At 39.0% G+C, this 25,557-nt stretch carries 27 protein-coding genes; 23 read left to right on the top strand and 4 right to left on the bottom strand.

What is annotated here, in order from left to right; all coding sequences use genetic code 11:
* Positions 1-491: 491 nt before the first annotated feature.
* The gene (locus tag R50345_RS26655; RefSeq protein WP_042131170.1) at positions 492-1,028 is read right to left on the bottom strand and encodes a cupin domain-containing protein; all 537 of its coding nucleotides are present in this window, start codon (positions 1,026-1,028) and stop codon (positions 492-494) included.
* 423 nt (positions 1,029-1,451) lie between these two features.
* Positions 1,452-1,994 carry a recombinase family protein gene (locus tag R50345_RS26650; protein WP_042131169.1) on the bottom strand — a complete coding sequence of 181 codons (543 nt, stop codon included), beginning with the start codon at positions 1,992-1,994 and terminating at the stop codon, positions 1,452-1,454.
* A gap of 158 nt (positions 1,995-2,152) precedes the next feature.
* Between R50345_RS26650 and R50345_RS26645 the strand changes: the two genes are divergently transcribed.
* Both R50345_RS26645 and R50345_RS26640 read left to right on the top strand, forming a co-directional pair.
* Entirely contained in the window at positions 2,153-3,616 is a 1,464-nt protein-coding gene (locus R50345_RS26645; RefSeq protein ID WP_081954204.1) for a SulP family inorganic anion transporter, read from the top strand.
* A 24-nt stretch (positions 3,617-3,640) separates the two neighbouring features.
* Positions 3,641-4,060: a universal stress protein gene (locus R50345_RS26640; RefSeq protein ID WP_042131167.1), complete on the top strand. Its 420-nt coding sequence runs from the start codon at positions 3,641-3,643 to the stop codon at positions 4,058-4,060.
* Positions 4,061-4,258: 198 nt separating this feature from the next.
* Here the strand turns inward: R50345_RS26640 and R50345_RS26635 are convergent, their stop codons facing one another.
* Together R50345_RS26635 and R50345_RS26630 are read right to left on the bottom strand one after the other, a co-directional pair.
* On the bottom strand, positions 4,259-4,618 hold the full coding sequence (locus R50345_RS26635) for a helix-turn-helix domain-containing protein (RefSeq protein ID WP_042131166.1): 360 nt from the start codon (positions 4,616-4,618) through the stop codon (positions 4,259-4,261).
* 109 nt (positions 4,619-4,727) lie between these two features.
* Positions 4,728-5,222 carry an arsinothricin resistance N-acetyltransferase ArsN1 family A gene (locus R50345_RS26630; protein ID WP_042131165.1) on the bottom strand — a complete coding sequence of 165 codons (495 nt, stop codon included), beginning with the start codon at positions 5,220-5,222 and terminating at the stop codon, positions 4,728-4,730.
* Positions 5,223-5,519: 297 nt separating this feature from the next.
* Here R50345_RS26630 and R50345_RS26625 point away from each other — a divergent pair, with 297 nt between their 5' ends.
* The 21 genes from R50345_RS26625 (at position 5,520) to R50345_RS26525 (ending at position 25,557) form a co-directional block, all read left to right on the top strand.
* Positions 5,520-5,945, top strand: coding sequence for an arsenate reductase ArsC (locus R50345_RS26625; RefSeq protein ID WP_042131164.1), 426 nt, complete (start codon positions 5,520-5,522; stop codon positions 5,943-5,945).
* Between the two features lie 237 nt (positions 5,946-6,182).
* Complete coding sequence (locus R50345_RS26620; RefSeq protein WP_375102297.1) at positions 6,183-6,506, top strand: ArsR/SmtB family transcription factor; 324 nt, start codon at positions 6,183-6,185, stop codon at positions 6,504-6,506.
* A gap of 109 nt (positions 6,507-6,615) precedes the next feature.
* Complete coding sequence (locus tag R50345_RS26615) at positions 6,616-6,960, top strand: ArsR/SmtB family transcription factor (protein ID WP_042131163.1); 345 nt, start codon at positions 6,616-6,618, stop codon at positions 6,958-6,960.
* Positions 6,961-7,015: 55 nt separating this feature from the next.
* Positions 7,016-8,074 (top strand): ACR3 family arsenite efflux transporter, encoded by a 1,059-nt coding sequence (gene arsB / locus R50345_RS26610; protein ID WP_042131162.1) that lies wholly within the window; start codon positions 7,016-7,018, stop codon positions 8,072-8,074.
* Positions 8,075-8,130: 56 nt separating this feature from the next.
* Complete coding sequence (gene arsC, locus R50345_RS26605; protein ID WP_042131161.1) at positions 8,131-8,550, top strand: arsenate reductase (thioredoxin); 420 nt, start codon at positions 8,131-8,133, stop codon at positions 8,548-8,550.
* 57 nt (positions 8,551-8,607) lie between these two features.
* Entirely contained in the window at positions 8,608-8,970 is a 363-nt protein-coding gene (arsD, locus tag R50345_RS26600) for an arsenite efflux transporter metallochaperone ArsD (RefSeq protein WP_042131160.1), read from the top strand.
* Between the two features lie 17 nt (positions 8,971-8,987).
* A complete protein-coding gene (gene arsA / locus R50345_RS26595; RefSeq protein WP_042131159.1) occupies positions 8,988-10,793 on the top strand; it encodes an arsenical pump-driving ATPase in 1,806 nt (601 codons plus the stop codon).
* A complete protein-coding gene (locus R50345_RS26590) occupies positions 10,790-11,071 on the top strand; it encodes a HesB/IscA family protein (protein WP_042131158.1) in 282 nt (93 codons plus the stop codon). Before arsA (R50345_RS26595) ends, R50345_RS26590 begins: the two co-directional genes overlap by 4 nt.
* A gap of 20 nt (positions 11,072-11,091) precedes the next feature.
* Complete coding sequence (locus R50345_RS26585) at positions 11,092-11,526, top strand: protein-tyrosine phosphatase family protein (RefSeq protein ID WP_042131157.1); 435 nt, start codon at positions 11,092-11,094, stop codon at positions 11,524-11,526.
* A 106-nt stretch (positions 11,527-11,632) separates the two neighbouring features.
* Positions 11,633-12,439: a class I SAM-dependent methyltransferase gene (locus R50345_RS30535; protein WP_052414751.1), complete on the top strand. Its 807-nt coding sequence runs from the start codon at positions 11,633-11,635 to the stop codon at positions 12,437-12,439.
* A gap of 60 nt (positions 12,440-12,499) precedes the next feature.
* Positions 12,500-12,904, top strand: a complete 405-nt coding sequence (locus tag R50345_RS26575; RefSeq protein ID WP_197069718.1) for a MarR family winged helix-turn-helix transcriptional regulator — start codon at positions 12,500-12,502, stop codon at positions 12,902-12,904.
* Positions 12,905-12,939: 35 nt separating this feature from the next.
* A complete protein-coding gene (locus tag R50345_RS26570; RefSeq protein WP_042131155.1) occupies positions 12,940-14,001 on the top strand; it encodes an NAD(P)-binding domain-containing protein in 1,062 nt (353 codons plus the stop codon).
* A 417-nt stretch (positions 14,002-14,418) separates the two neighbouring features.
* Entirely contained in the window at positions 14,419-14,772 is a 354-nt protein-coding gene (locus tag R50345_RS26565) for an arsenic metallochaperone ArsD family protein (RefSeq protein WP_042131154.1), read from the top strand.
* 26 nt (positions 14,773-14,798) lie between these two features.
* Positions 14,799-16,565, top strand: coding sequence for an arsenical pump-driving ATPase (arsA, locus tag R50345_RS26560; RefSeq protein WP_042131153.1), 1,767 nt, complete (start codon positions 14,799-14,801; stop codon positions 16,563-16,565).
* Positions 16,566-16,587: 22 nt separating this feature from the next.
* A complete protein-coding gene (locus tag R50345_RS26555; RefSeq protein WP_052414750.1) occupies positions 16,588-16,860 on the top strand; it encodes an iron-sulfur cluster assembly accessory protein in 273 nt (90 codons plus the stop codon).
* 73 nt (positions 16,861-16,933) lie between these two features.
* On the top strand, positions 16,934-17,374 hold the full coding sequence (locus R50345_RS26550; RefSeq protein WP_042131152.1) for a MarR family winged helix-turn-helix transcriptional regulator: 441 nt from the start codon (positions 16,934-16,936) through the stop codon (positions 17,372-17,374).
* 382 nt (positions 17,375-17,756) lie between these two features.
* Positions 17,757-18,029, top strand: coding sequence for a hypothetical protein (locus tag R50345_RS26545; RefSeq protein ID WP_042131151.1), 273 nt, complete (start codon positions 17,757-17,759; stop codon positions 18,027-18,029).
* Between the two features lie 923 nt (positions 18,030-18,952).
* On the top strand, positions 18,953-19,771 hold the full coding sequence (locus tag R50345_RS26540; RefSeq protein WP_042131150.1) for a heteromeric transposase endonuclease subunit TnsA: 819 nt from the start codon (positions 18,953-18,955) through the stop codon (positions 19,769-19,771).
* A complete protein-coding gene (locus R50345_RS26535; protein ID WP_052414749.1) occupies positions 19,771-21,915 on the top strand; it encodes a TnsB C-terminal domain-containing protein in 2,145 nt (714 codons plus the stop codon). Before R50345_RS26540 ends, R50345_RS26535 begins: the two co-directional genes overlap by 1 nt.
* Positions 21,905-23,620, top strand: coding sequence for an ATP-binding protein (locus R50345_RS26530; protein WP_042131149.1), 1,716 nt, complete (start codon positions 21,905-21,907; stop codon positions 23,618-23,620). Before R50345_RS26535 ends, R50345_RS26530 begins: the two co-directional genes overlap by 11 nt.
* A gap of 20 nt (positions 23,621-23,640) precedes the next feature.
* Positions 23,641-25,557, top strand: coding sequence for a TnsD family Tn7-like transposition protein (locus R50345_RS26525; RefSeq protein ID WP_042131148.1), 1,917 nt, complete (start codon positions 23,641-23,643; stop codon positions 25,555-25,557).

Raw genomic sequence — 25,557 nt, 5'->3', positions numbered from 1 at the left:
TAAGACTAAATTAAATACTTCATACTAACAGTCCTGAAGAAGTACTTACCTTCCTCGGGACTGTTTTTTTATTTATATAGGAGGTGAAAGAGTGAAAACTCTTGGTGATAAAATAAAAAACATCAGAAAAATCAACAAACTGAGTCAGGTCAAACTTTCGTTTTGATTGGTATTTCCCAGGGTACATTGAGTGAATTGGAACAAGATAAGTACAGCCTTCGTTGGAAGCTGTTATGGCAGTAAGAAAAAATTTCGATTTTAATGTAAAATGATTATTATTTTGAAATAATATGGTTTTCGATAACAATAGACTTTACTATGCGAGACTATAACAAAGAAGAATCGAAATAATAAATACACTTAGGGGATTAAAGTCAGAAGATAAAGAAGAGAATAAGTATATAATAGATTTGAAATTATACCGTTATAAAAAGGATGAATTCGGATTAGCATCCTAATTCCTTCATTGCTGGTTCCGGACCGTGATTTAGCTATCCTTCAGCAGACATTGCAATTGCTTTTGTTTCATGAACTGTTCCATATGGATGCTCAGGCGGTGCATAGATAACATAAATTTTAAGGGGACTATTCCCTGTATTGGTTATATTGTGCCATTTTCCAGCAGGTATCATAATTGCATAGTCATCATAGGCCATCACTTGGAAATCCAAATTATCTTTCCTATCACCCATTTGAACAAGTCCCTGACCTTCTTCTATACGTATGAATTGATCAGTTGTCGGATGGACCTCTAATCCGATATCATCGCCAATATTGATACTCATCAAAGTCACTTGAAAATAATTCCCTGTCCATAATGCGGTCCGGTAAGTATTGTTTTGCTTTGCTGCCTGGTCAATATTTATTACAAGTGGACATTGTCCATAATCTCTTAAATTCATTATCTCATAGGGATTACTATTGGTATTATTCCAATTATATTGAGGATGATAACCCTGATAGTTTTTATTCTTGCTGTTATGCATAGGATTATGCCAGTGATAGTGATGACATGATTTATGATACATACTCATTCTCCTCTTTAGATTTAGTGTTTACTTTTATCATATGTAGTTGCCTATATAAAGGAGTGCAAAACCTAAAAATATGGGCAAGAGCCTAAATGATGACAAGACAAACTAGATGGAGAAGTCTTGTAGACATCCTAATTTAATTCTTCGCCTATCCTACAAAGTCTGCCTCTCAATACTAAACACATCCGAGCGAAAATCAGGATAGACCTCTGAAATTCGCTCGGATGTGTTTGTATACCGTCCAGTTCTAACATATTTCACTTCAGGGTAGATGTATTTAGTGTGAACAATCAATATGATTTTTTCATGAAGAGATGAAAAGAAAATGCTGAACTGGAGTAATAACACCTTATTCAGAAATTAATTAGATCGAAGTAATGTATGAGTTCAATGTTCATTATCGATCACCGAAGTCAATTAGTTCTCTAAATACCGGTACAAGGTGGATTTGCTGATTCCCGTTTGTTCTTTAATCTCAGTGAGTGTATATTTTTTGGACTGATACATAAAGATCGCTTTCTCCACGTTTTCATCAGCTTTTCGGGGGCGCCCGGGAACATTCCCCTTTTGCTTCGCTTCAAAGAGTCCTCTTTTGGTTTTTTCGCTAATCACATCACTTTGGAACTCTACCAGGTGCTTCACAATATCACTAAATGAATACCCTTCAGATTTGCTGGTGTCTATATTTTCCGTTATGGAGTAAATATAAGCCTGCTGACTGTCCAGAACCTCAAGCAGCTCCACAAGGTGGCGGGTGGAATCCGCAAAGGCAAATAGTTTAGCAACTATGATGGTATCTCCAGGATTTAAATTGCTCATCATATGGTTAAGATGGGTTCGCCGCTTCGCTGAGGCGTGTTCTTCAACAATAACGGTATCACATGAGAAAGAGGTTAACATTTGTGTTTGTGCTTCGTAATTCAAATCGTCTTGATAAGGTCTCATATATCCAATACGCATTTTGTACGCTCCTTACTTTATAAACCTGCCGTTATCATACCACAAAATTTTGTTTCTAAAAGGTTCCATTATGGGAAGATTGATGCTAAACTGTTTGTAGAAAACCGGCCTGTCATCTTTAAGATTACAGTGCCGAAAAATAAGAGGTGGGAAACAGAGTGATTGAGAAACTAAAACAAAACTGGTTTTTTAATGTGAAGGGAGATGTTCTGGCAGGGATAGTCGTGGCATTGGCGCTGATTCCGGAAGCCATCGCATTTTCGATTATTGCCGGTGTTGATCCTATGGTTGGCCTTTATGCGTCCTTTTGTATAGCGGTCATTATTGCTTTTGTAGGCGGTCGGCCAGGTATGATATCGGCAGCTACAGGAGCCATGGCATTGCTTATGGTTCCGCTAGTCAAGGAGCATGGGCTTCAGTACCTGCTTGCAGCAACGATACTGACTGGAGTGATCCAGCTCGTGTTCGGTGTTCTCAAGATTGCCAGGCTGATGAAGTTTATTCCGAGACCGGTTATGATTGGGTTTGTCAACGCTTTGGCTATCCTGATTTTCATGGCCCAGGTACCACACTTCTGGGGAATTAACGGGATGACGTATGTTTTTGTCGGGATCACGTTAGTCATTGTATATGTTGTTCCCTTATTTTTCAAGGCGGTTCCTGCTCCGCTGATTGCCATTCTTGTATTGACGGTAATAGCCATTTTCACGGGGGTTAACCTGAACACAGTGGGGGATCTCGGTATTATTAAGCAAGAGCTGCCATCCTTTTTTATTCCTGATATTCCGTTTAATTTGGAGACACTGAAAATCATCTTCCCGTATTCCATTGCACTGGCTATTGTCGGCCTGCTGGAATCGCTGCTAACCTCTTCTATTGTGGATGATATGACAGGAACGGACAGCAATAAGAACCGGGAGGCCAGAGGTCAGGGAATCGCGAATGTAATCAACGGTTTCTTCGGCGGTATGGCTGGATGCGCTATGATCGGGCAATCGGTGATTAACGTCAAATCAGGCGGAAGAGGAAGGCTATCAACTTTGGTGGCGGGCACGTTCCTGATGTTCTTGATTCTTGTACTAGGCGATTGGGTGGTGCAAATTCCAATGCCTGTCCTGGTAGGCATTATGATTATGGTATCCATTGGTACTTTTGACTGGTCCTCGTTTACTTACCTGTTAAAAGCCCCAAGAACCGACGCAGCGGTGATGCTCGTAACGGTTATTATCGTGGTGGCTACCCATGACTTGTCCAAAGGTGTCATCGCCGGGGTGATTTTGAGTGCGGTCTTCTTTGTATCCAAAATCTCCAATATTGAAGTCCGGAAACGCGTGGAAAAAGCGAAAACCATATTCGAAGTCGAAGGTCAGCTGTTTTTTGCCTCTGTAGACGGCTTTGTGGATACCTTTGACTTCACAGTAACGGATTCCGATATTGTAGTGGACTTCTCAAACGCTCATATTTGGGATGACTCAGCCGTTGGAGCGATTGACAAGGTAGTCATTAAATACCGGGAGAACAATAACAGGATTGAAATTAAAGGATTGAATTCTTCAAGCCAAAAGATCGTTGATAAACTGGCTGTTTATAATGATGCCAATGCAAAGTTAAGTGCCCACTAATTTGACTTCAGGAGTGAATGAAGGATGTATAACCGGATCGTATTAGCTGTAGATGGGTCAGAGAATTCGCTGAGAGCGACCAAAGAAGCGGTAAAGCTGGTATCTTTAACACCAGGCTGCCAGATAGATGTGATTAGCGTTGCCGACTTCTCTAAATCGAAGAGTGAAATTCTGCATACCCAAGGCAGAGAAGAGCTAGAACTCAAAAGACGGCAAAAGCTGGCGCTTGTCGAAGAAATACTGAAGCAAGGAAATGTTGCTTATAAATTAAAGATTCTGCATGGAGAACCAGGCCCGACAATCATTGAATATGCCAATAAGGAAAAAGTGGAGATGGTTATCATTGGAAGCCGGGGATTAAATGCGCTCCAAGAGATGGTTCTAGGAAGTGTCAGCCATAAGGTTGTAAAAAGAGTGCATTGTCCTGTAATGATAATAAAATAGCAAAAGCTTGCTTTTACCTAAAATTAAAGATCCATCCCCGACGAGTGTCGAGGTTGGATCTTTTGATTCTGGAATCAAGCCGATTAATGGAATAAATCTTCAAGGATCACAAGTACTAACGTTACGCGTTAATCTCCAAAAAAACGTCCAATGGTTTCGTCTAGATTTTCAATGCGTTTTTTGCTTATAATCACCTACTTACTTTAAGTAAAGAGAATAAATATCAAGAACGTTATTCAAGCCATCCAACAATTCTTTAACTTCTGTACTTTTCTCTGGGTCAGCACACTGATCTGAGTAAGTATACGTTATTGGATTTATAGAAATGAGAGGGGTTATAAAATAGTTATCTGAAAGTTCAAATGTTATATTAATCTTTTCAATTTGCTTATTATACTCCATGGAGTTTAGGCATTTTCCTTTGATAATCTGATCTATGGTAGCTCGGGAGATGTCTGTTAGTTTAGATAAAGACAATTTGGAATAACCTTTCTGCCGAAGGAAGGTTACCAAGTTTTTAGCAATTATTTCACGGTGATCAAAAAAATTTAAGCTCATGTTGTAACACCTCATTTATCATTCGATGAGAATATCGGCTTTACTTACACAGAAAGTAGTTGATAGACAGACCTATTCAAAGCAGAGATATGATTATATTTTTTGTTGATTACAACAGTTTTTCCATAATCAACACATCTATAAAAGCTCCATCCATAACTCCTTGTTTCTCAAAAACTCCAACCTGCCGATAGCCCCTTTTTTGATATAACATTTGACCTGCTTGATTGAATGGAAAGGTAAATAGTACAATTTTATAAAATTCTTGTTCCAGTGCAGATTTTTCCAAGACTTCTAGGAGGGTATTTCCTATACCTTGTCCACGAAAGTGACGATCAATATAAATTGAGAGGTCTGCAACACCGTTATAGGCGCACCGATGGGAATAGGGGTTAAGAGAGGCCCAGCCTATCACCTCGTCTTCTCTTACAGCTACTAAAATGCTGTAGCGACCTCGGTGATTTTGGAACCATCCCTCCATAAAAGCCGAATCTTTTTCCTCGGTTTCAAGTGTAGCAATCCGATCTTCGATACCCTGATTGTAAATCCGAAGAATACTTTTCAAATCCTGTAATGTTGCATGACGAACGTTGAGTGTAGACATATCTGAACACTCCTTCTGAATTTAAGTCATTTGCTGATTTATGGTTGTAACTACCGTTGCTCTTTGTGAAGGAGAGATAGGGTATGCGTCTTCAATCATTAGCATCAGGTGTCTATTTAAACCTCATAAATAGTATAATTCTAAAAGTTGCAAAATATAATTGGAAAAATTCAGATTGCCAAATCAGGATTATAGAATAATTATATACTGTTGTTTTACATTGCGTTAACACAAAGTACGATTTAAATATAACAATTTAATTATATAATTATATACAAATAGAAAGGGGCTGAGAAGATGCAACAACCAATTCGTCTTTATTTTCTTTGTATCCAGAATCGTTGCCGAAGTCAAATAGCCGAGGCTTTTGCCAGACATTATGGTGGTAATCATGTGGTCGCTGAAAGTGCCGGACTTGAATCCGGAGATATCCATCCATATACCATTGAAGTCATGAAGGAAATAGGAATTGATATTTCAAACAAAAGCTCAAAAACAATTGATATGAAAACGTTTATGCAATCGAAAGTCATTATAAAGTTATGTGAACAAGTCAATGAAAAATGTCCAATCGTTCCCTTTGCCATCAAAAATATTCAATGGAATGTTACTGATCCGCTAACACTTAACGGCCATCTGGGAGACGTAAGAGCTGCAAGGGACGAAATTCAACAGAAAGTTATTGCACTATTGAAGGAAATGAACATACCAGTTAACGAATAAAAATCTTTATCGATATCGGGTGTAGTATCATCGTATATTCAGTTGTGGACATGTGGATGAACAATTTAAAAGAAGTGGTTTATTGAACGATTATCCAAGACAAATCATTAGAATATATAGATGTTCTTGAATTAAGCTAATGTACCTACAGAAATAGCCTTTCTTGATTTTGAAGGAATCAAACAATAATATATGATTATATATTATTTTGTTCGTATTCTTGAGGGGACTGTGTATATGTTCGATATGGAAATGGCTGAAAAACTGAAATTATTAGGTGACAAAACCAGACTCACAATAATGGGACTACTGAAAGATAAAGAATGGTGTGTGTGTGATCTAGCGGGAATCTTAGATATGACTCAGCCCAATGTCAGCCAGCATTTAAGGAAATTAAAGGCGCTGGGAATGGTTAAGGAAAGAAGACGTGGACAATGGGTATACTATTCACTTGATATGGATGATAAACCCTTTATTCAAACCGTTCTAGATACCTTACCCGATACTCAGACGTTGCTGTCTTTGTTAAAAGAGAACTATACTGAAGCTGATTGTGATTAATCGAATGATTTAATTTCACAAAGGACTAAGCAGATGCTGATTTGTATATTACCTATTGCTTATATAAGCATATGGTTATATAATGATGGAGGAAAAGGAGGAACGGAATATGAGTTTTTCTCTAGATGATTTGGATGAAATATCATTGGTATTAAAGCTTTTGGGGGATAAAACGAGGCTTACCATGATGAAACTGTTGGAGAAGCAAGAATGCTGTGTATGCGAACTTGTCGAAGTTTTCAAAACGAGTCAACCGTCTGTCAGTCAGCATTTACGCAAACTAAAGGATGCAGGTCTGGTAAAGGAAAATCGGAAGGGTCAATGGATTTTTTATTCGATCAATTCTAATAGTAATCATAATGAGTTAATTCAGAAATTGCTGAACTTTGTTCCTTCACAAGATCATGAATTGGAAGAGCTCGATAAGAAAGGTCTTAGAATTTCTTGTAATTAATATACGTACAAGGATCTAAGTGATAAGGAAAACTTATCAAAGGAGATTGATCACTATGAGTCAAAGAGAAAAGAAGTTGTCTTTCTTGGATCGTTATTTAACCTTATGGATCTTTGCGGCAATGGGAATTGGAATTTTGATCGGCTTTTTGGTGCCAAGCTTTTCGGAAAGTTTATCGAAGATGCAGGTAGGATCGACTTCAATTCCTATAGCCGTGGGATTGATTCTGATGATGTATCCACCGCTAGCTAAAGTGAAGTTTGAGAAACTGGGAAGAGTATTTAAGGACTGGAAAGTCCTACTGCTCTCCTTGGTGCAGAACTGGATTATCGGTCCAGTATTAATGTTTCTGTTAGCCATCTTATTTCTGAGCGATATGCCGGAATACATGATCGGTTTGATCATGATAGGTTTGGCTCGGTGTATCGCTATGGTTCTCGTATGGAGTGATCTGGCAAAAGGCGACCCGGAATATACAGCAGGTTTAGTAGCTTTTAACTCCATATTCCAAATTATTTTTTATTCCGTCTTTGCATATTTGTTCATCACTGTAATGCCCGGATGGTTTGGCGTACAGGGAGCAGTCGTTGATATTACGATGGGGCAAATTGCGGAAAGCGTAATGATTTACTTGGGTATTCCATTTGCAGCTGGAATATTGACGCGAGTGATTGCACTGAAGACAAAGGGTGAGGCTTGGTTTGAGAAGGTTTTCTTGCCAAAGATTGGTCCTCTTACTTTGATTGCCCTTTTATTTACAATCGTGTTGATGTTTTCACTTAAAGCAGATTTAATGATTCAGCTACCTATGGATGTCGTTAGAATCGCTATACCGTTATTAATATACTTTGTCATTATGTTTTTCTTGTCCTTCTGGATGTCCAAAAAAGCGGGAACTTCTTATCCGGTAGCAGCCTCACTTTCTTTTACTGCAGCCAGCAACAATTTTGAACTGGGTATTGCAGTGGCCATCGGTGTGTTCGGATTAAATTCAGGGGCGGCATTTGCCGCTGTTATCGGACCGCTTGTTGAGGTGCCTGTTCTTATCGGGCTTGTAAACGTCTCTTTATGGTTCGGAAAGAAGTACTTTAATAAACCGAAACCTGCTGCCTAAACAAAGCATCAAAAATATAGTTACTATTACCTTCAATATAAAGGAGATTATCTATCATGGAAAAGAAAACAATTTACTTTTTGTGTACTGGAAACTCTTGCAGGAGCCAGATGGCTGAAGGCTGGGCAAAGAAATACCTCAGTGATGAGTGGAATATTTACAGTGCAGGTATCGAAGCACATGGTCTTAACCCTAAAGCGGTGAAGGCTATGAATGAAGTAGGTATTGATATCACTTCTCAGACATCCGATATTATTGATTCAGAGCTATTAAATAACGCTGATCTGGTGGTTACCTTGTGTGGAGACGCTGCTGATAAGTGCCCGATTACACCTCCAAAAGTGAAACGGGAACACTGGGGATTTGATGATCCTGCGAAAGCGCAAGGAACTGACGAAGAGAAATGGGCTGTATTCCAGCAGGTCCGTGATCAGGTCGGAGCACGAATTAAACGATTTGCTGAAACCGGCGAATAAGGAATAGTCCAGCCGGGAGAAATCCCGGCTTTTTTCTACAGAAAGGAGCTTAAGTATATGAACTCTATTGAAATCTATGATCCAGCGATGTGTTGTTCCACAGGAGTATGTGGTCCGAGTGTTGATCCGGAATTAATTCGGATCTCTGCAGTGGTGCATAACCTGAAGAAAAGGGACGTCAATGTTTCCCGTTATAACTTGTCCAGTGAGCCGGCTGCTTTTGTTGCGAATGAAGTTGTTAAACAATTACTGACTGATGAAGGTCCAGATGTATTGCCTGTAATTATGGTAGATGGTCAGGTCGTTAAGAAACAAGGTTATCCTACTAATGAAGAGTTAGAGAACTGGACAGGGATTTCGGCTTCTGAACTTACAATGAAGCCTAGAGTGCGTTTAGAACTAAAAGTGAAGTCACAATAAACGAAAGAAGGGTCAACATGTCTATTCGGTTCGATCCACATACCATCCTGAAAACGCAATACTTTTTCTTTACAGGTAAAGGTGGCGTTGGAAAGACCTCAACTGCATGTGCAGCAGCGGTTACTTTAGCGGACGCCGGTAAACGGGTTCTACTCGTAAGTACAGATCCAGCCTCTAATTTGCAAGATGTCTTCGGCCGGGAGTTGTCCAATCAACCAGTCGCAATTGAGGGTGTACCTAATCTTTTTGTCGCAAATTTAGATCCAGAGTCAGCTGCGGAAGCGTATAAAAAGAAAGTTGTCGCTCCATATCGTGGTGTCCTACCTGATTCAGTTATCATCACTATGGAAGAACAGCTATCCGGTGCATGTACCGTTGAAATTGCAGCTTTTGATGAATTTACGACGCTGCTTACTAATGAACAATTAAAGTCTCAATTTGATCATATTCTGTTTGATACCGCACCTACAGGTCATACACTGCGTTTATTACAATTACCATCGGCGTGGAGTGGATTTTTGGATGAAAGTACGCATGGTGCTTCTTGTCTGGGGCCTCTGGCTGGATTGGAATCCAAAAAAACACTATATAACGAAGCCGTCCGCACCTTATCAGATGGTGAAATGACGACCCTAATTCTGGTTACCCGTCCGGAACAATCTCCACTAATGGAAGCGGCACGTGCATCGTCAGAACTACGGGGAACAGGTATCAAGAACCAAATGCTGGTCATTAATGGTTTGCTGTTATCACACAGCGAAGAGGACCCTGTATCTAAAGGGTTTTATAACAGACAGCAGCGGTCTTTGGAACAAATGCCGGCTGAACTCCAGGAACTGCCGAGTTATGTTATTCCATTAGCTCCATTTAACGTGACCGGGCTTGAAAGCTTACGTAATCTCTTTCAATCGGCTCCGTTGGCATCTACTGAAAAAGTAACTGCCGTGGAGATTGACCGTTCCATTCCGGATCTTGGTGGTTTGATTAATGATCTGGAGGAAAGTGGTATTCGGGTGATCTTTACAATGGGTAAAGGTGGCGTAGGGAAATCCACAGTAGCTTCTGCGATTGCTGTAGGGCTTGCAGAACGTGGACACCAGGTTCATCTCAGTACGACAGATCCTGCCGCCCATCTAGAGTATGTGTTTGGAGAGAATTCTGATTGCATCACACTCAGTCGGATCGATCCCAAAATCGAACTGGAGAGATACCAAGCTGCAGTCATTCAACAAAATTCAGAATCGCTAGATGATGAGGGACTCGCTTTTCTAGAAGAGGATTTAAGATCGCCATGCACAGAAGAAATCGCTGTATTTAGGGCTTTTGCTGATTTGGTTGAACATTCAGAAGAGGAAATCGTAGTGATTGATACGGCGCCGACAGGGCACACCCTATTATTGCTTGATGCAACTCAGGAGTATCATAAAGAAATTGCCCGTTCCTCTGGATTGATACCAGATTCCGTTCAACATTTGCTCCCTCGTCTTCGTAATTCGAAGGAAACCAGTGTCGTAATCGTCACGTTAGCGGAGGCAACGCCTTTTTATGAAGCCTCTCGTTTGGAAAGTGATTTGGAGCGTGCCGGCATTCCAACAAAATGGTGGGCCATCAACCAAAGCTTTGCTGCTGCAGGAACAAATGATAAAGTCCTAAATGGGCGTGCTCATGCCGAGCTACAATGGATTAGTAAGGTTGAAGAAATCTCTAATGGTCATGCGGCAATCATTCCTTGGCAACCGGACGAAATTACAGGGTATGAACAATTGAAAGCTTTGACGGGAAAGTATCTTAAGATAGGAAAGAGAGTGAATGAGGAAAAATGACGATTACGGATGAAGCGAAGCAGTTTATTGAGAACATGATGAAGGAGGCAGGCGTCTCTACTTTGCGGTTTGCATATTCCGGGGCAGGATGCTGTGGACCCAGTTACCAATTGTCGTTTGAGAAGCCGCAAGAAAATGATGCGGTGAGTGTAGTAAATCATATTCAAATTGCGGCAGATTCCCGGGTGGCTGACCAAATCAGCGGACTTGTCCTTGATTTTGTAGAGGACGAGCAAGGCGCAGGACTAACTATGAGTGGCGGCAGCGAATGCTGTTAAGCCGACAGGAGAGAGCAATTATGGCAAATTACCACGCACTTATCGAGAATAAAGTATATATTGGTGGAGAGAACGCTTTGCTTGAAGCCCTTAAAGATAATGAGATTACAGATGTGTTTGATCTGAGAGATAACGGAACGGAGGCAGAAGGCTTTCCCGCCGAAGTAACCCGTCATCACTTCCCAATCGTAGAGGATGAAGCAGGTCAAGGGTCTTATGTGAAAGCAGCTATTCAGGCAGTTACAGACGCAGTGAACAGTGGAAAGACGGTGTATTTTCATTGTGCAGGTGGGCGTAATCGCACAGGAACAGTAGCCACTGGAGTTTTACTTGAACTAGAAATGGCTTCTACTGTGGAAGAAGCGGAAGCTTTGGCCAAAGAAAAACGTCCAGACATCAACATCAAGCAAGAAATGCGTGATGTGTTGAGAGGGTTTTACCCGTCGAAATCATAAAATTTTACCATGTAATAGGCTATTTCCAAACGGAGATAGTCTTTTTTTATTTTAATTGTTGTAAAATACAACAGTTGTGTGTTACATTTTAGCGGGAGGGATGAAGATGAAAAGAAAAGGAATACATCAACCAACCATTGAGGATGCCATTGAAATTAGTGGAATTGAAACACTGCATCCTGGAGGCTTTGCTTTAACTAAACGCACTGCAGAGATTGCAGAGCTTAAACAGGGGATGCGGGTTTTGGATGTATCCAGTGGAAGAGGAACTCAAGCAATATTTTATGCAGAGAACTATGGGGTTCAGGTGACTGGATTAGACATCTCCCTAAAAATGATCGAGTCCGCCTCGAACTCTGCTAGGTTGGCCGGTATGACGGGCCGTGTCTCTTTCCGTCAGGGAGATTCTCAGGCATTACCCTTTGATGATGATACCTTTGATGTTGTAATTAACGAATGTGCGGTTGGAATCCCGGATGATTCTGAACAGGTTCTGAATGAAATGGTGCGCGTTGTGAAACCTGGTGGTACCATAGTGATCCATGAATCCATCTGGAAAAAGAAAATGACGGAAAATGAGAAGGAAGAACTAGCTGAAAGGTACGGAACGACTCCTTTGGAATTTGAGCAATGGAATGAAATGCTGAGAAAATCGGGTGTCGTTAACATTATTGCGGAGTATAAAGAATGGTCACAACCGGAAAAATTCTGGAAGGTTAGAAAAGATCGAGATGTTAAGCATCATTCGAAGCTGCTTACATTACCCGAAAGACTGATAACCTTGAAACGGATTGTGCAGAAGCATGGAATTAAAGGTGTATTTAAGGTCATGGAGAACGAGAAGATTTTCTTTAAAGCTGTGCTTGATGGCAAGATAGGATATAGCCTGTATAAAGGGGTCAAAGGTTCGTAATATTTCTCTATTCATTATTGAGGTGAAACCATGGAAAATGTAGATTTACTTAGGAATTTAATGAGAGCTTTCGATAAAAACATTGGTGCTCTAGAGAAAACACAACTCATGTGTTGCGGAGCAACGATCGGACAATGCCACGCTGTTATGGAAATTGGGCTTGCAGGTGAAATCTCACTTATAGATCTGGCTAATGTACTTAATCTGGATAAAAGCACCATGAGCAGAACGGTAAATAACTTAGTAGCAGATCATTGGGTTGAAAGAATTATTGATCCGAACAATAGGCGTTATGTGAAGCTGATGCTTTCAACCAAGGGACAGATTTTAAATGAACAAATTAGTGCTGTTCTTAATGCATACTTTGGAAAGATTATGAATGATATACCGGAGAACAAACGGGAGCAGGTTACAGAGAGCCTAGAACTGTTGATCTATGCGTTAAATAAGAATAACTGCTGTTAACTACATTCTCGGTTAAAAAGAAAGGATGAACATCTATGTCCAAAGTTTTAGATACCATTGTCATTGGTGGTGTGCAGGCGGGTCTCGCATCCGGTTATCATTTGCAAAAGGCTGGACTGGATTTCATGATCTTGGAAGCCGGTGATCAGCCGGCGGGGGCTTGGCCACAATATTATGATAGCCTTAAGTTGTTTTCTCCTGCACGATATTCGTCATTACCAGGTTTCGCTTTCCCAAAAGATTTAAACGAGTATCCATTACGTGATGAGGTTATCTCCTATCTACGTGTATACGCTGAAAAGTTCAAACTTCCATTAATGGTAAATAGCAAAGTGGAACGAGTCGAAGCTGTCAATGGCGGCTTTGATATCATAACTTTAAATGGCAAGAGATATCGAACCAAATCGATTATTAGCGCATCGGGTTCTTTTCATCGTCCATATATTCCTAATCTTCCTGGAACTGAATCTTTTCAAGGAAACCTTCTTCATTCGTCCGAATATAAACGACCTGAACCGTTTCGTGAGCAGCGTGTTATCGTTGTGGGACGGGGAAACTCGGGCGTTCAAATCGCAGTAGAACTGGCTGATTATGCCACCGTATCTCTAGCTGTTCAACATCCAGTCAAATTTACTCGTCAACGATTTCTAGGGCTTGATCTTCATTTCTGGTTGAAGATGACTGGAGTTGACACATTTCCTTTCTATCGAATCGGCAAGGAACCTCCAAGTCCCATTTCAGTATTCGACCTTGGTGGATACCGTAAGAAAATAGACAACGGCAATCCGAATCAAAAACAAATGTTCTCTGGTTTTTATCTTGAAGGTATCATCTGGGCGAATGGAGATAGGGAACCCGCAGACAGTGTGATATTTGCTACGGGCTATCGTCCTAATATTCCGTTTCTTCATCAGACTGGTGCGCTTGCTATGGATGGCAAACCTCTGCATGTTGCCGGTGTGAGCACGGAAGTTCCGGGGCTGTATTATGTAGGGTTGGCTAATCAACGCTCATTTGCCTCAGCTACGATACGAGGCGTAGGGGCAGATGCTAAATATGTTGTACAACATATAACACGGTTCCTTGGAAAACAATAAACCACTTCTTAACAAATTTTATTGATGGTAAGAAGTGGTTAGATATATTATTTGCAAAATGCAAATAAAAACACTATAATGAAAATATCAATAAGGAACTAAATTATTCGATTTTATATTTTTTAGGTTTATATGAATGCTCTGAAAAGAAATCTTGTTTGTTTTTTCTCGTTAATTATTTGCATAATGCAAATAATTAACTGAACCGAACTTAGGAGGTGAAAGTAATGACTAATGATTCAGTGAAGCAAACAGATGAAACTTGTTGTCCAGATACCCAACCAAATGTAAATATCAAGAATGAACAATCGTGTTGTTATCAATCCGAAGATAAGTGCTGTTGTCCTACCGATGAGAATTAGTTGTTGGTATTTATGGTTAAATCATTGATTTGAATCGAAAAAGGAGACCACTACCATGAAAAAAATTGATGTGTTTGATTCAGGGGGATGTTGTTCAACCAACGTTACAGATCCCAAAGCTAAAATGAATTCCAATCGTTTCTCTGCAGCTGCTAATAATTTATTTGTAAAAGGATATGACATTAACAGATATAGTTTATTAAGCCATACAGAAGTATTTAATTCTAATGAACAAGTAAAGAGGCTAATGGATGCTGATTTAAATAATCTACCGATTACGCTAGTTAATGGAGAAGTAGTTAAAACTCATGATTTCCCATCTAATGAAGAGCTTGCAGAATGGCTTAATATTTCCGTCGAAGAGATATTAAAAAAACAAACGGTGAATATTCAAATCAAAGGAAAATAATTAAAACTACTTAGGAGGTACTACAGATGATTCCATTATTTGATGTTAATAAAATTGATATTACACCTTATTTATTTTTCACTGGCAAAGGTGGAGTTGGTAAAACCTCAACAGCATGTGCAACAGCTATTTTCTTAGCAGATCGAGGAAAGAAAGTTCTATTGGTAAGCACAGATCCTGCATCCAATTTACAAGATGTATTTAATACGCAATTAGATATGCATTACAAGGAAATACCTGAGGTTCAAAATCTTTTTGTTGCAAATTTAGATCCTGATCAAGCGGCTCAAGAATATAGAGAAAGCGTAGTTGGTCCCTATCGTGGGAAGCTCCCTGATGTGGTCATTCAACAAATGGAGGAACAACTTTCCGGATCATGTACAGTAGAAATCGCATCGTTTAATGAGTTTTCTACACTGTTAACGGATAAGAAAATCCAAGCTGAATTCGATCATATCGTTTTTGATACAGCACCAACTGGACACACTTTAAGATTGCTGCAACTACCCAATGCATGGAATGAGTTCTTAGAGGATAGTACAGAAGGAACCACAAGTATGGGATTGCTTGCTGGGCTAAATGAACGGAAAGATGTATACGAGCAAACGGTTAAGGTATTATCTAATCCCAAACAAACGTCGTTAGTGCTCGTCACAAGAGCAGATCCTGCACCACTAGAAGAAGCCGCTCGTGCTTCAAAAGAACTAGCTGAAACGGGTATTCGTAATCAAATGCTTATCATTAACGGATTACTGAATCATCCTATGTTATCCGATGATACTGCTGCAGCTTTTGCTTCTCGTCAAGAAACAGCTTTAAATAGTATCCCAGAAGTATTAAAATCACTTCCAACATGGGCTGTCCCACTGGTTCCGTTTAATATTACGGGTGTTAGAAATGTGCGTAAACTTTTTGATGAAACTCAAATGATCCCAGACCACACGTCGGAACTTAATGACGTTAATTACCCTCATCTGACGAACATTCTTGATGATATTATGGAGCGTAATCAACGAGTTGTTTTCACGATGGGTAAAGGGGGCGTTGGTAAGACAACGGTAGCTAGTGCAATCGCTATTGGATTAGCAGAACGCGGTAAAAAGGTGCATCTTACAACAACAGATCCAGCTGCTCATCTGGATTATGTTATGCATGAAGATATTAAGTCCCTTATCTCAATGAGTAAGATTGATCAAAAAGAAGAAGTTGAAAAATATAGAGATGAAGTTCTAACAAGAGCACGTGAAACCATGGATGAGCAAGGTGTTGCATATACAGAAGAAGAACTAAACTCTCCGTGTACCGAAGAAATTGCAGTATTTCGTGCTTTTGCTAATATCGTTGAGCGTGCGAACGATGAGATTGTCGTTATTGACACAGCTCCATCAGGTCATACACTTCTTCTACTCGATGCTACCGAATCTTATCATAAAGAAATTGCGAATTCCTCAGGTGAAGTCCCTGTATCTGTTCAAAACTTATTACCTCGATTACGGAATGAACAAGAAACAAGTATTGTTATTGTAACTCTTGCAGAGACAACACCGGTTTATGAGGCAGAACGATTGTCTGTGGATCTACAACGTGCTGGGATTACGCCAAAGTGGTGGGTCGTGAACCAGAGTATGATCATGACGCATACCCAAGATCCAATTCTTCACACAAGAGCATTGGGAGAACAACCATGGATTCAGCGCGTGAATGATACATCCAATGGAAAATTTGCTGTTATTCCAATGCAAAATCAAGAGATTATTGGTTATAAAGCACTTAAACAATTAGTAACAAGCTAAAAAGGAAATGGAGGAAGAAGCTATGAAGATTACGGATAGTGCTAAGGTATTCATTGAGAACATCTTGAAAGATAATGAAGGAAAGATCCTTCGTATATCCCAAACAAGTTCAGGATGTTGTGGTCCAAATGTAAACTTTGCATTGGATGATGCGAAAATAGAGGATCAGGTTCAAATCATTAATGATATTCAAGTTGTGATAGAGCCAGAGACAGTTACTGTCTTAAAGAACATTATTATAGATTTAGATGAAGAGAATTTAGTGATACTGAATGAAGGATCTAGCTGCTGTTAAATTCTATTATGTAATACTTGCAAATTGCAAATAATTAAAGTATAACTAAGGGAAAGGACAGGAGGGAAGTCACTTGGAAAATTTGCGGGATATGTTTCAGATTATGACTCGGCGATTTGGAGTACTGAATAAAGTATGTTGTACGGCTGGTGGAATTGATATCTCTCCCATACAGAGCCACATCCTATATGAAATAGATAAACAGCATAATCCTAACATCCAACAAGTAGCCGATACACTTGGAACAGATATTACAACATTTAGCCGTCAGATCCAAAGTTTAGTTAAAATGAAGCTTGTACAAAAGACACCAGATCCTAGTGATCGTCGTATCTATGTCCTTTCCCTAACCGTTGAAGGAATGTTTATTGCTGAAACGATTGATCAACAAATGAATTCATATTTAACGGAAGTATTTTCGCATATGAATGAGTTTGAGCGCCAAACTGTGATTCGTTCTATTCAGTTGCTTAATGAATCTATGGCTAAGTCAAAAGTGTGTTGTTCACCATAAGGATATGAAACAATCGTATCGTTGCATTTTGCAAATTCATAACATCTAAGGCTTTCAATTAGTGAGGGAATTTTGTTGATTAGCCAAGTAATTAGTGCGCCTTACGACGTATGACCCTGCAGCTCAGATCGATCACATAGCAGTTGAAGCTATCGAAAGTATAATAAACACTTGAGTAAAATTGATTAAATACTCTTAGACAATCGTAATGTCATAAAAACTTAAAGACTTCTATTAGTGGGTATCCACTGAAAGAAGTCTTTTATTTGGAGTGATTCTTATGGGAATTAAGAATTAAATATCGTAATTTAAGTGATACTATAAATTAAAAGTGAATCTTATTCACAGAGGCGTTAACTCAAAATAAACGGGTGGTAATTTCATGATCAATTCGAGACACATGCTGAATAGACCCTATATTAAAGAAGTCATTCGTGAACTTAAACTTATGGGACATGAGGATGATCGTGCTAAAGAGATTTTAATCAAATACTATAGACCGATTAAGAGAAGTTGGGGGTTTGGGCCGAATGCTTACGATTTTGCTAAGGAAATTGACTTTCTTGATAAAGCCGTAAATCGAGAATTCGACTCTTCTGATCCTAATCAGATCTTCATAGGGCATTTGAAAAGTCGAATAAACTCAAAGAATTGAAGATAAACATACTTTGATAAGACGGGATAAATAATGATGAAAAGTTGTGAAATCGGTCAGACTTCATAAAAAGTATTGGAATGACCTCAATGAGAGAAAAATCGGCAGTCATGGACGAGAAAATAAAGTCCATGACTGCCGATTTTTTATGGACTATCGTCGTTAGTTAAACAAAATGTACTTAGTCTTCAATTAAATTTCTACAACAGATAACCTTGTTCTAAAGTTTTTTCGTAAATAAAATACCATACATTTTATACTCTTTTTTTGCTTAATCTTTGTTTATATCCTTCTATTGTACATACATTACCTTATGATCACACCATAGAAAGTCTTCATCTTTAGAAAAAACATACCTTTCAGCATACATCGATGCTCAACTATTCATCTGCACAGCAAACGTACTATCTGGTACCCAGCCAACTGGGGAAGGTAGTCTTCGAATCGTCCTCACATCACCACCCTTTGGCTCAAAGGAAAACTATTTTTGTATTTAGAAATCCATACATGAGAACTGAAAATCCGTTTAACAGCATTAATATTTCGTATAACTGGATTATCTGAGCATAAAAAAGTCACCGTACATTGGCGTACTTAAGCATACACTCCAATTAGTACATCCAAGAGGTTTTGTAATTGCATCAAGCCTCGTCATAAAACTTTTCATGTAATGATTATTACTAGAAGTTACTCCGAAATCATCACTGTTGATATTTTTTTGCGTGGAATAAATATTCAAAAAAAAGATAATGCTTATGTTATTAAATAGATACTGATAAGAGGCTGTTTGAATGATTAATAAAAAATCATCCATTGAGATTGAAGATAACTATAATGGGTTAATAATTTCTTAGAATGAATACATCGAGAGACGCATAACGAAAATGTTGTGCGTCTTTTATTTTATCTTAGGAGTTGAGATCATGGAGAATTCAATTTATAAAACACATTTTAATAGACTCAAGGACGGGAGAGGACAAGGGAGGGGGGAGGATTACATACCTTTTATCCAAGCCAACGATAACAAGGTAGCTTCTGAAGGGTGGTTAACTCGTACTCCCGGCTGGCATTCAAATCGGATACATCATACGCTCTCTAAATATGAATTTCAATATCTTCTTATGCAGGAATGGGCTGAACCAATTATAGACATACGTGAACAATATCCACTTCCTATTGAAGAAACCCAGCGAATTGCACGTAAATTAAATATCAGACATCCACATTTGGATGGACATGATGTTGTTTTAAGTTCGGATTTTATGCTGACGTCAATTGACAGGAAGGATTTAGAGATTGAACTTCCTAGAACGGTTAAACCGACTTACAAACTCTCCAAAAGAACGCTTGAATTGTTTGAAATTGAGAGACGATTTTATCAGGAAAATGGGCTTCATTGGAAAGTGGTGTATGACACAGGAAGGCCGATTAATTTCATCAAAAATATTGACTGGTTACATGATGCAAAACGTCCCGACATTCGCCCAGGCTTGGATAGTCAAGTGGTTGAAATGGTTGCTAAACCAATCTTTGAACGACTTAGAAAAAATGGTACTGCCATATCAATTAGCAAGAGTTGTTTAAAGTGTGATGCTCATATTGGTCTTGAGCCGGGGACTTCAATGTTTATGGTTAAACACATGCTTGCAAATAAACGTTGGATAGCCGATATGAACGTTCGGATACGTGAAAGTGCTCCATTATCCTTAGACCTACCCAAAAAAGTTACGGTGGTGAACTAATGATTTATCAAAACTCAATTATTAGTTTCAATAAAGTGGATTTGGTCAAAAAGAGGTCTTTAGAACGTGTTTTATGGATAGCTCCCGATCGTTCACAAGTGGTGCTAATTAATATAGATGACAAAAAGAAAGTACCATTTCCTCACTTTCGACAATATAATGACTTACTTACGCAATTAGAAGACAAGGCAGTTACTATCGAGTCTGTAGATCCTGACCTTCGTTTAATAGTCCCGGATGAATTGTACCTCAGTAAATACTCGAAAAGAAGAGACGAGAAATTCGCAATCATTGAGAGCATTGTAAGTAAAGAACCTGATATTTATATTCGGGAGCTGAGAGGAAAGTTAGTGAAAGAGGCAGCAGAGACCTTCAATAAAGAGCCAAATTGGGTCTATACATTATTGCGAAAATATTGGTTTTATGGAAAAAACATAAATGGTCTTTTAAATGACTATCATGATGTTGGTGTTCCATCTCAACAAAGGAGGAGAAGTAAAAACTCCGGTCCAAAGCCCAAAGATGGTAATGATTTTGTAGTGACAAGCGAAGAAAAAGAAATATTTAAGAAAGCATTGAAGGAATACCACGCAGATCTAGGGATGAACCTAAAAGCAACTCATAAGCATATGTGCCAAGACTATTACCCAGATGGTCACTACCGAAAGTATGGAGAACTGATTCCAATTGCCGGCGGACCCTCGTATCGTCAGTTTCTCTATTGGTACCATTCAGAGCACAACAAAAAGAAAAAAGCAGTAGCTAAATTCGGAGTAAGAAAGGCAGAAATGAGCTCTAGGTCTCTTCTCAAGTCTGTTAGCAGTGATGTCCAAGGAGTTGGGGAATATTACGAAATTGATTCAACGCCTGCAGATGGCTTATTACTATCGATAGATCATAAAACTGAAATTGGAAGACCTCATGTTTATTTTGTTAAAGATGTCGAAAGCAGATTAATAACCGGCATGCATGTATGTAAGAACCCATCATGGGAAGAGGCGATGGTTGCATTAGAGAATGCCTCAACCGATAAAGTGGTATTTTGTGCTCAACATGGGATTCCAATATCAGAGGAAGATTGGCCTGCCAAACATCTTCCTAGATATATTGTTGGTGATCGTGGAGAAATGAAAAGTAGAAATTCCAACAATCTAGGAATTCTTAACGTTCGTATTGGGAATCCACCTTCTTACCGTGCGGACTTAAAGCCTTATATCGAACAGCAATTCAGAGGCTTTTGTATGCGCATAAAAGAAATCATGTTGGGGGGTGTGCATAAAGAACATAGGGAGAGAGGGGATAGAAACCCTGGAGACAAAGCGGTGTTTACCTTTCAAGCATTTACACAATTGGTGATTTTGTTTGTATTGGAATTTAATAAAAAAGCTTTAAGTGAAGAGTACCTTGTGACTAAGGAAAAATTTATAGACAATGTTGAACTAACACCGTTGGCGATATGGAATTGGGGCATGAAAAAAAACCTTCTTCAAGAGCAGCCACGTGCTTTGATTCGTCATGCGCTACTTCCTAAGGAAAAGTGTCGGGTTACTCGAACTGGTGTGATGTTGAAGAAAATGGGCTACGCCAGTCAACGTGGGGAAGACAGTGGATGGTTTGAAGATGAGCAAATCGAGGGTGAGAAGGAAGTAACAGTGAGTTACGATCCACGTAATTGCAGTAGTGTATTTATAAAGCTCAAAGATGGGAAAGAAGAGCAACTTTTCTTAACCGAAAAATTCAAAGAATATGAAGGGCTACATTTTGATGACGTAAAAACCATTATGGATTATAAGAAAAATCAGCTTAAAAAGGCAAACAAGGAAAGGAATCAAATAGAGGGCGAGTTGGATGCGGTGGCCAAAAAGTTAAACCTAATAGGACTCATCAAAACAAAGGATGCCCAGAAAGGTAAACCTAAATCTTCCAGATATAAGAACAAACGGATCAAGAGAAAGTTTGAGAAAAGAAGTGAGTCGAGTGCAAATGCTTGGACTGCAACTACTACTTTTTCAAATAATTCAACTTCACCCGTTGCAAGTGTACGGAAGGAAAGCCCTCAAAATAAACAAATGCCACAATTAAATAAGATGCAGATGTTTCTTTTAACCCAGAGCAAAGAAAAGGAGTCTAATCATGGTCAATAGTCGAGAACGCTTTAACTATTTAAAGGGCAGACAAGTTAAAGCGGAATACCGTGAACAGATTGTGGAGGCCTATCAAGGAAATCCTTTTATTGAAGCGTTGCCGCCCAGAAAATCACAAGAACAGTTATATCAGATGTTGGACTCAGTACCTCGCTACACTGGAGATATCAATCAACTAAATGCTGAAGAACGTGTAGAACTCATCCAACAAATCAAACCAGGGTATTGGAAACCGCTTAGTACTCATTTTGAAAGATACAGAAACTTATATAACATGATAAAAATTGGTTACCAATCCCGAAATCCGTTAGCAGCTATTTACCAGAGAGAAATGGCGATTGGGCTTGATAAAATTCTATCAGCTGGAACTGATGAACTCGGGCGGAATTTAGCTGGTAATTTACAAACGGCTCAAATGATGGCTGATATTGGACTTAGTGGGATGGGGAAATCGAAATCATATGAAAGACTATTAAGTATGTTTCCACAAGTTATTCACCACGCACAATATGAAAATGAGCCATTTCCTTGTAAACAGGTGGTATGGCTTCATATCGAATGCCCAAGTAATAAATCTGTTGGAGCACTTTGCCGGAATTTTTACTGGGCGGTTGATAAGTTACTAGGGACACAATATTACGAAGATCTGGCTGAAAAAGATGGACGTGCAGAAGTCCTTGCTAAAAGGATGTCTAAGGTAGCTGGACAAATTAGTTTAGGCGTACTTGTGATTGACGAAATACAGCGGATACACAGAGGGCACTCCGGTGGCGAGGAGAAAATGATTGATTTTATTACTGAACTTACAAATTCGATTGGTATACCAATTGTGCTAATTGGTACATTTAAAGCGCTCTACCTATTTAAGAATTCTCTGGCTAACACCCGGAGGGGGATTCCAGATGGTTATGCGGAAAACATTACGGATCGGATGAAGGATGAAATAGAGTGGGAGATGTTCCTAGGAGGACTTTGGGAACTTCAATACACGAATAAGTTCACACCACTAACTCCAGAGCTTAAAGCCAGAATGTATTATCACACCCTTGGCATACCCGACTTTGCCGTAAAATTGTTCATGCATGTTCAATGCCGAGCTATTCTATATGAAGATGATGAAATAATCACTGCTGAATTGGTAGAAAAAGTAGCAAACACAACCTTCAGACTAGTTCAGCCGATCTTTGAACGTATCAGGGGAGGGGAAGGCATTGATCCCGCAGAATATGAGGATTTAAAACCAGATTGGATCACTTTTAAGGAATATCTGATGGAAGCACAGCACCGCATCACTATAGACGGACACCTCTCGGAGGAACACAAGCTTATCCTATTGCAGCATAATCGTAGAGTGTTAATTGATCAACTAGTTACATTCGCGATGAAAATGGGGTGTGCTGAAGATATTGCATTAACATATGCAGAAAAGGTCGAGTTACACAATCGGGAAGTCGGTAATGATATGGAATTGTTGTACTTAGAATTGGCCAAGCTTGTATTCGAAGGTAAATCAGATAAACCAAAAGAAAGTGTTACAGAAGTAGTTAGAACTACAAGGAAAAAGGGAAGCAATAAGCCCATAAAGCTTGATTTAGACGAAACTGATATTCGGACTATTGTTTCTCAAGGAAAATTAGACAATCTAAGTGTTGATGAGGCGCTTCGTAATGCGGGGTTAGTTGGAGAATTTGATGAGTTTGTATAAAGCGTTGATAGGAGGACTTTATGGGGAATTTAGTTTCTTTTCCTTTAACGTATCCTGACGAGGATTTCCGTAGTATTGTTTTTCGATATTATCTTCGTTCTCCGATTACCTTCACAAAAACAAAGTATGAACTTTTTGGCGAATACGGTCCAGCGAAAGCTGCATTGATTCCTCTTAATTTATCCCGAATTGAAAACCAATTTGGGCTTACAGGTACATTTGCGCAAATGATTGTGGAGAATCACACCTTCTATCCATTTTTGCGACCATTTATCCAGAATGAAACACAGTTAAGGTTTTGGGAAGTTATGTATTTAAGTAATTACGAAAAAAAAAGTAGAAGCCTGCTTATTAGACGTATCCAATCACTTATTCATTCTACTCCTCGGTATTGTTCTGATTGTATGAATGAGGACTTTTATAAATATAGAATTGTTTATTTACACCGTATTCATCAATTTTCCTTTTTGCATAAATGCCTCAAACATAACTCAAAGCTGATCGATGTATGCCCTATATGCGATATCTCCTTAACTAACGAAAACTGCAGCCAGATGCTTATTGAGCCAATATGCCCTAACGGACATGAAATTTTTGCAAATGATAAGTATTCCGGCAAAACCCTGGATGACGACCAACGTTTAATTGATGATATAGCCGTTTTAATGAAGCAGAAAAACTCTAACTTAGATACTAGTTTTATTAAGTTTATTTCTTATGCCGGAGCAAAAGGTTATATTCACTTTCGAGGTGACTTTATTTATAAAAAAAGACTACTATCTGATTTAAGAGATTTCTACGGTTCTGAGTATTTAACATCACTTGGACTTAATCTAGATTATCTTATGAGCGAAAAAGTATTAGTACGATTTCTTCAAAAGAATAGTCTCAAGGATAATTTCATCTTATATTTATTGGTCATGAGGTTTTTTGCAGGTAAAGTAGAGAATTGGTTTGTCAAAGATGAGAATTATTCTATTCCTATTCCTTTTGGGAACGGACCATGGCTATGTATCAATACAATCTGTCCTCAATACAATAAGAGGGTTATTTCAAAATTGGTACGAAAAGCACATGAGTGGGTTACAGCTCGATTAACCTGTCCTTACTGTGGAATGATTTATACTAGGCGTGGAATGCCTAAAGCGGAAGATGAAACTCAATATAGTATCGAGACTATGGGCTCTTTGTTTATTGAACAAGCAGTTCACCATTATGAAAAAGGACTGACGTTAGATGAAATAGCGACTAAGCTGTTATCTAATCGGACAACAATAAGGAAATACCTTATGCCACATAGGGGGTTAACACGAAGTAAGGCATATCCAGGGGACATTGATCCGGCTGCTGTGTTAGAACTTGGGTATCGTCAAGCGGCTGCAACTGAACTGCCAAAGATTGAGGAGTGTAGAAATACTTTGAAGGAGGCCCTAGCTACATTGGGGTCCAGCGCCTCACGACAGAACATTCGAAAATATAACATACACCGATATGATTGGTTAATGAAAAATGACAGAGTGTGGATGGAGGAGAGCTTACCATCGAGAAAACCGTTACCTAAGAAAATTAAAATAAATAAGGTAGATGAAGAGATGTTCGTAATAATGAAGAAGGCTGTAGAGACGGTGAAAAACGATCCACCTACAAGACCAATTTGCATGAGTTCCTTCTTTAAAGTCGTACCTAAATTTCTTAAGGCTCGTTATTATAATTTTCAAAATCATTTGCCTCGTACAACAGAACTACTGAAATCAAATATAGAATCTATTGATGACTACGCAATTAGGATATTTCCATATGTAGTTGAGCAATTTTTAAAATCTAGATACAGAAAGTTAACCATAAAGCGACTTCAGACATTTACGGGAGTATATAAGAAATGTTCACCTGAAGTATTAGATTGGGCAGTACAAGAAGCATATAAATACTATAAGTAA

Source organism: Paenibacillus sp. FSL R5-0345, from assembly GCF_000758585.1.
In the GTDB taxonomy this organism is placed as follows: Bacteria; Bacillota; Bacilli; order Paenibacillales; family Paenibacillaceae; genus Paenibacillus_AQ.
Note: the sequence above shows the minus strand (reverse complement) of the source record. Positions and strands in the feature narration are given on the sequence as shown.

What these genes read in the sequence shown, in the direction of transcription:
- R50345_RS26530 (WP_042131149.1), top strand. Translation starts at nt 21,905, where the DNA reads ATGGTCAATAGTCGAGAACGCTTTAACTATTTAAAGGGCAGACAAGTT.
- R50345_RS26630 (WP_042131165.1), bottom strand. Translation starts at nt 5,222, where the DNA reads ATGTCTACACTCAACGTTCGTCATGCAACATTACAGGATTTGAAAAGT.
- arsA (WP_042131153.1), top strand. Translation starts at nt 14,799, where the DNA reads ATGATTCCATTATTTGATGTTAATAAAATTGATATTACACCTTATTTA.
- arsD (WP_042131160.1), top strand. Translation starts at nt 8,608, where the DNA reads ATGAACTCTATTGAAATCTATGATCCAGCGATGTGTTGTTCCACAGGA.
- arsA (WP_042131159.1), top strand. Translation starts at nt 8,988, where the DNA reads ATGTCTATTCGGTTCGATCCACATACCATCCTGAAAACGCAATACTTT.
- R50345_RS30535 (WP_052414751.1), top strand. Translation starts at nt 11,633, where the DNA reads ATGAAAAGAAAAGGAATACATCAACCAACCATTGAGGATGCCATTGAA.
- R50345_RS26640 (WP_042131167.1), top strand. Translation starts at nt 3,641, where the DNA reads ATGTATAACCGGATCGTATTAGCTGTAGATGGGTCAGAGAATTCGCTG.
- R50345_RS26545 (WP_042131151.1), top strand. Translation starts at nt 17,757, where the DNA reads ATGATCAATTCGAGACACATGCTGAATAGACCCTATATTAAAGAAGTC.
- R50345_RS26555 (WP_052414750.1), top strand. Translation starts at nt 16,588, where the DNA reads ATGAAGATTACGGATAGTGCTAAGGTATTCATTGAGAACATCTTGAAA.
- R50345_RS26635 (WP_042131166.1), bottom strand. Translation starts at nt 4,618, where the DNA reads ATGAGCTTAAATTTTTTTGATCACCGTGAAATAATTGCTAAAAACTTG.
- R50345_RS26575 (WP_197069718.1), top strand. Translation starts at nt 12,500, where the DNA reads ATGAGAGCTTTCGATAAAAACATTGGTGCTCTAGAGAAAACACAACTC.
- R50345_RS26615 (WP_042131163.1), top strand. Translation starts at nt 6,616, where the DNA reads ATGAGTTTTTCTCTAGATGATTTGGATGAAATATCATTGGTATTAAAG.
- R50345_RS26650 (WP_042131169.1), bottom strand. Translation starts at nt 1,994, where the DNA reads ATGCGTATTGGATATATGAGACCTTATCAAGACGATTTGAATTACGAA.
- R50345_RS26535 (WP_052414749.1), top strand. Translation starts at nt 19,771, where the DNA reads ATGATTTATCAAAACTCAATTATTAGTTTCAATAAAGTGGATTTGGTC.
- R50345_RS26655 (WP_042131170.1), bottom strand. Translation starts at nt 1,028, where the DNA reads ATGTATCATAAATCATGTCATCACTATCACTGGCATAATCCTATGCAT.
- R50345_RS26565 (WP_042131154.1), top strand. Translation starts at nt 14,419, where the DNA reads ATGAAAAAAATTGATGTGTTTGATTCAGGGGGATGTTGTTCAACCAAC.
- R50345_RS26585 (WP_042131157.1), top strand. Translation starts at nt 11,092, where the DNA reads ATGGCAAATTACCACGCACTTATCGAGAATAAAGTATATATTGGTGGA.
- R50345_RS26620 (WP_375102297.1), top strand. Translation starts at nt 6,183, where the DNA reads ATGTTCGATATGGAAATGGCTGAAAAACTGAAATTATTAGGTGACAAA.
- R50345_RS26625 (WP_042131164.1), top strand. Translation starts at nt 5,520, where the DNA reads ATGCAACAACCAATTCGTCTTTATTTTCTTTGTATCCAGAATCGTTGC.
- arsB (WP_042131162.1), top strand. Translation starts at nt 7,016, where the DNA reads ATGAGTCAAAGAGAAAAGAAGTTGTCTTTCTTGGATCGTTATTTAACC.
- arsC (WP_042131161.1), top strand. Translation starts at nt 8,131, where the DNA reads ATGGAAAAGAAAACAATTTACTTTTTGTGTACTGGAAACTCTTGCAGG.
- R50345_RS26540 (WP_042131150.1), top strand. Translation starts at nt 18,953, where the DNA reads ATGGAGAATTCAATTTATAAAACACATTTTAATAGACTCAAGGACGGG.
- R50345_RS26570 (WP_042131155.1), top strand. Translation starts at nt 12,940, where the DNA reads ATGTCCAAAGTTTTAGATACCATTGTCATTGGTGGTGTGCAGGCGGGT.
- R50345_RS26590 (WP_042131158.1), top strand. Translation starts at nt 10,790, where the DNA reads ATGACGATTACGGATGAAGCGAAGCAGTTTATTGAGAACATGATGAAG.
- R50345_RS26525 (WP_042131148.1), top strand. Translation starts at nt 23,641, where the DNA reads ATGGGGAATTTAGTTTCTTTTCCTTTAACGTATCCTGACGAGGATTTC.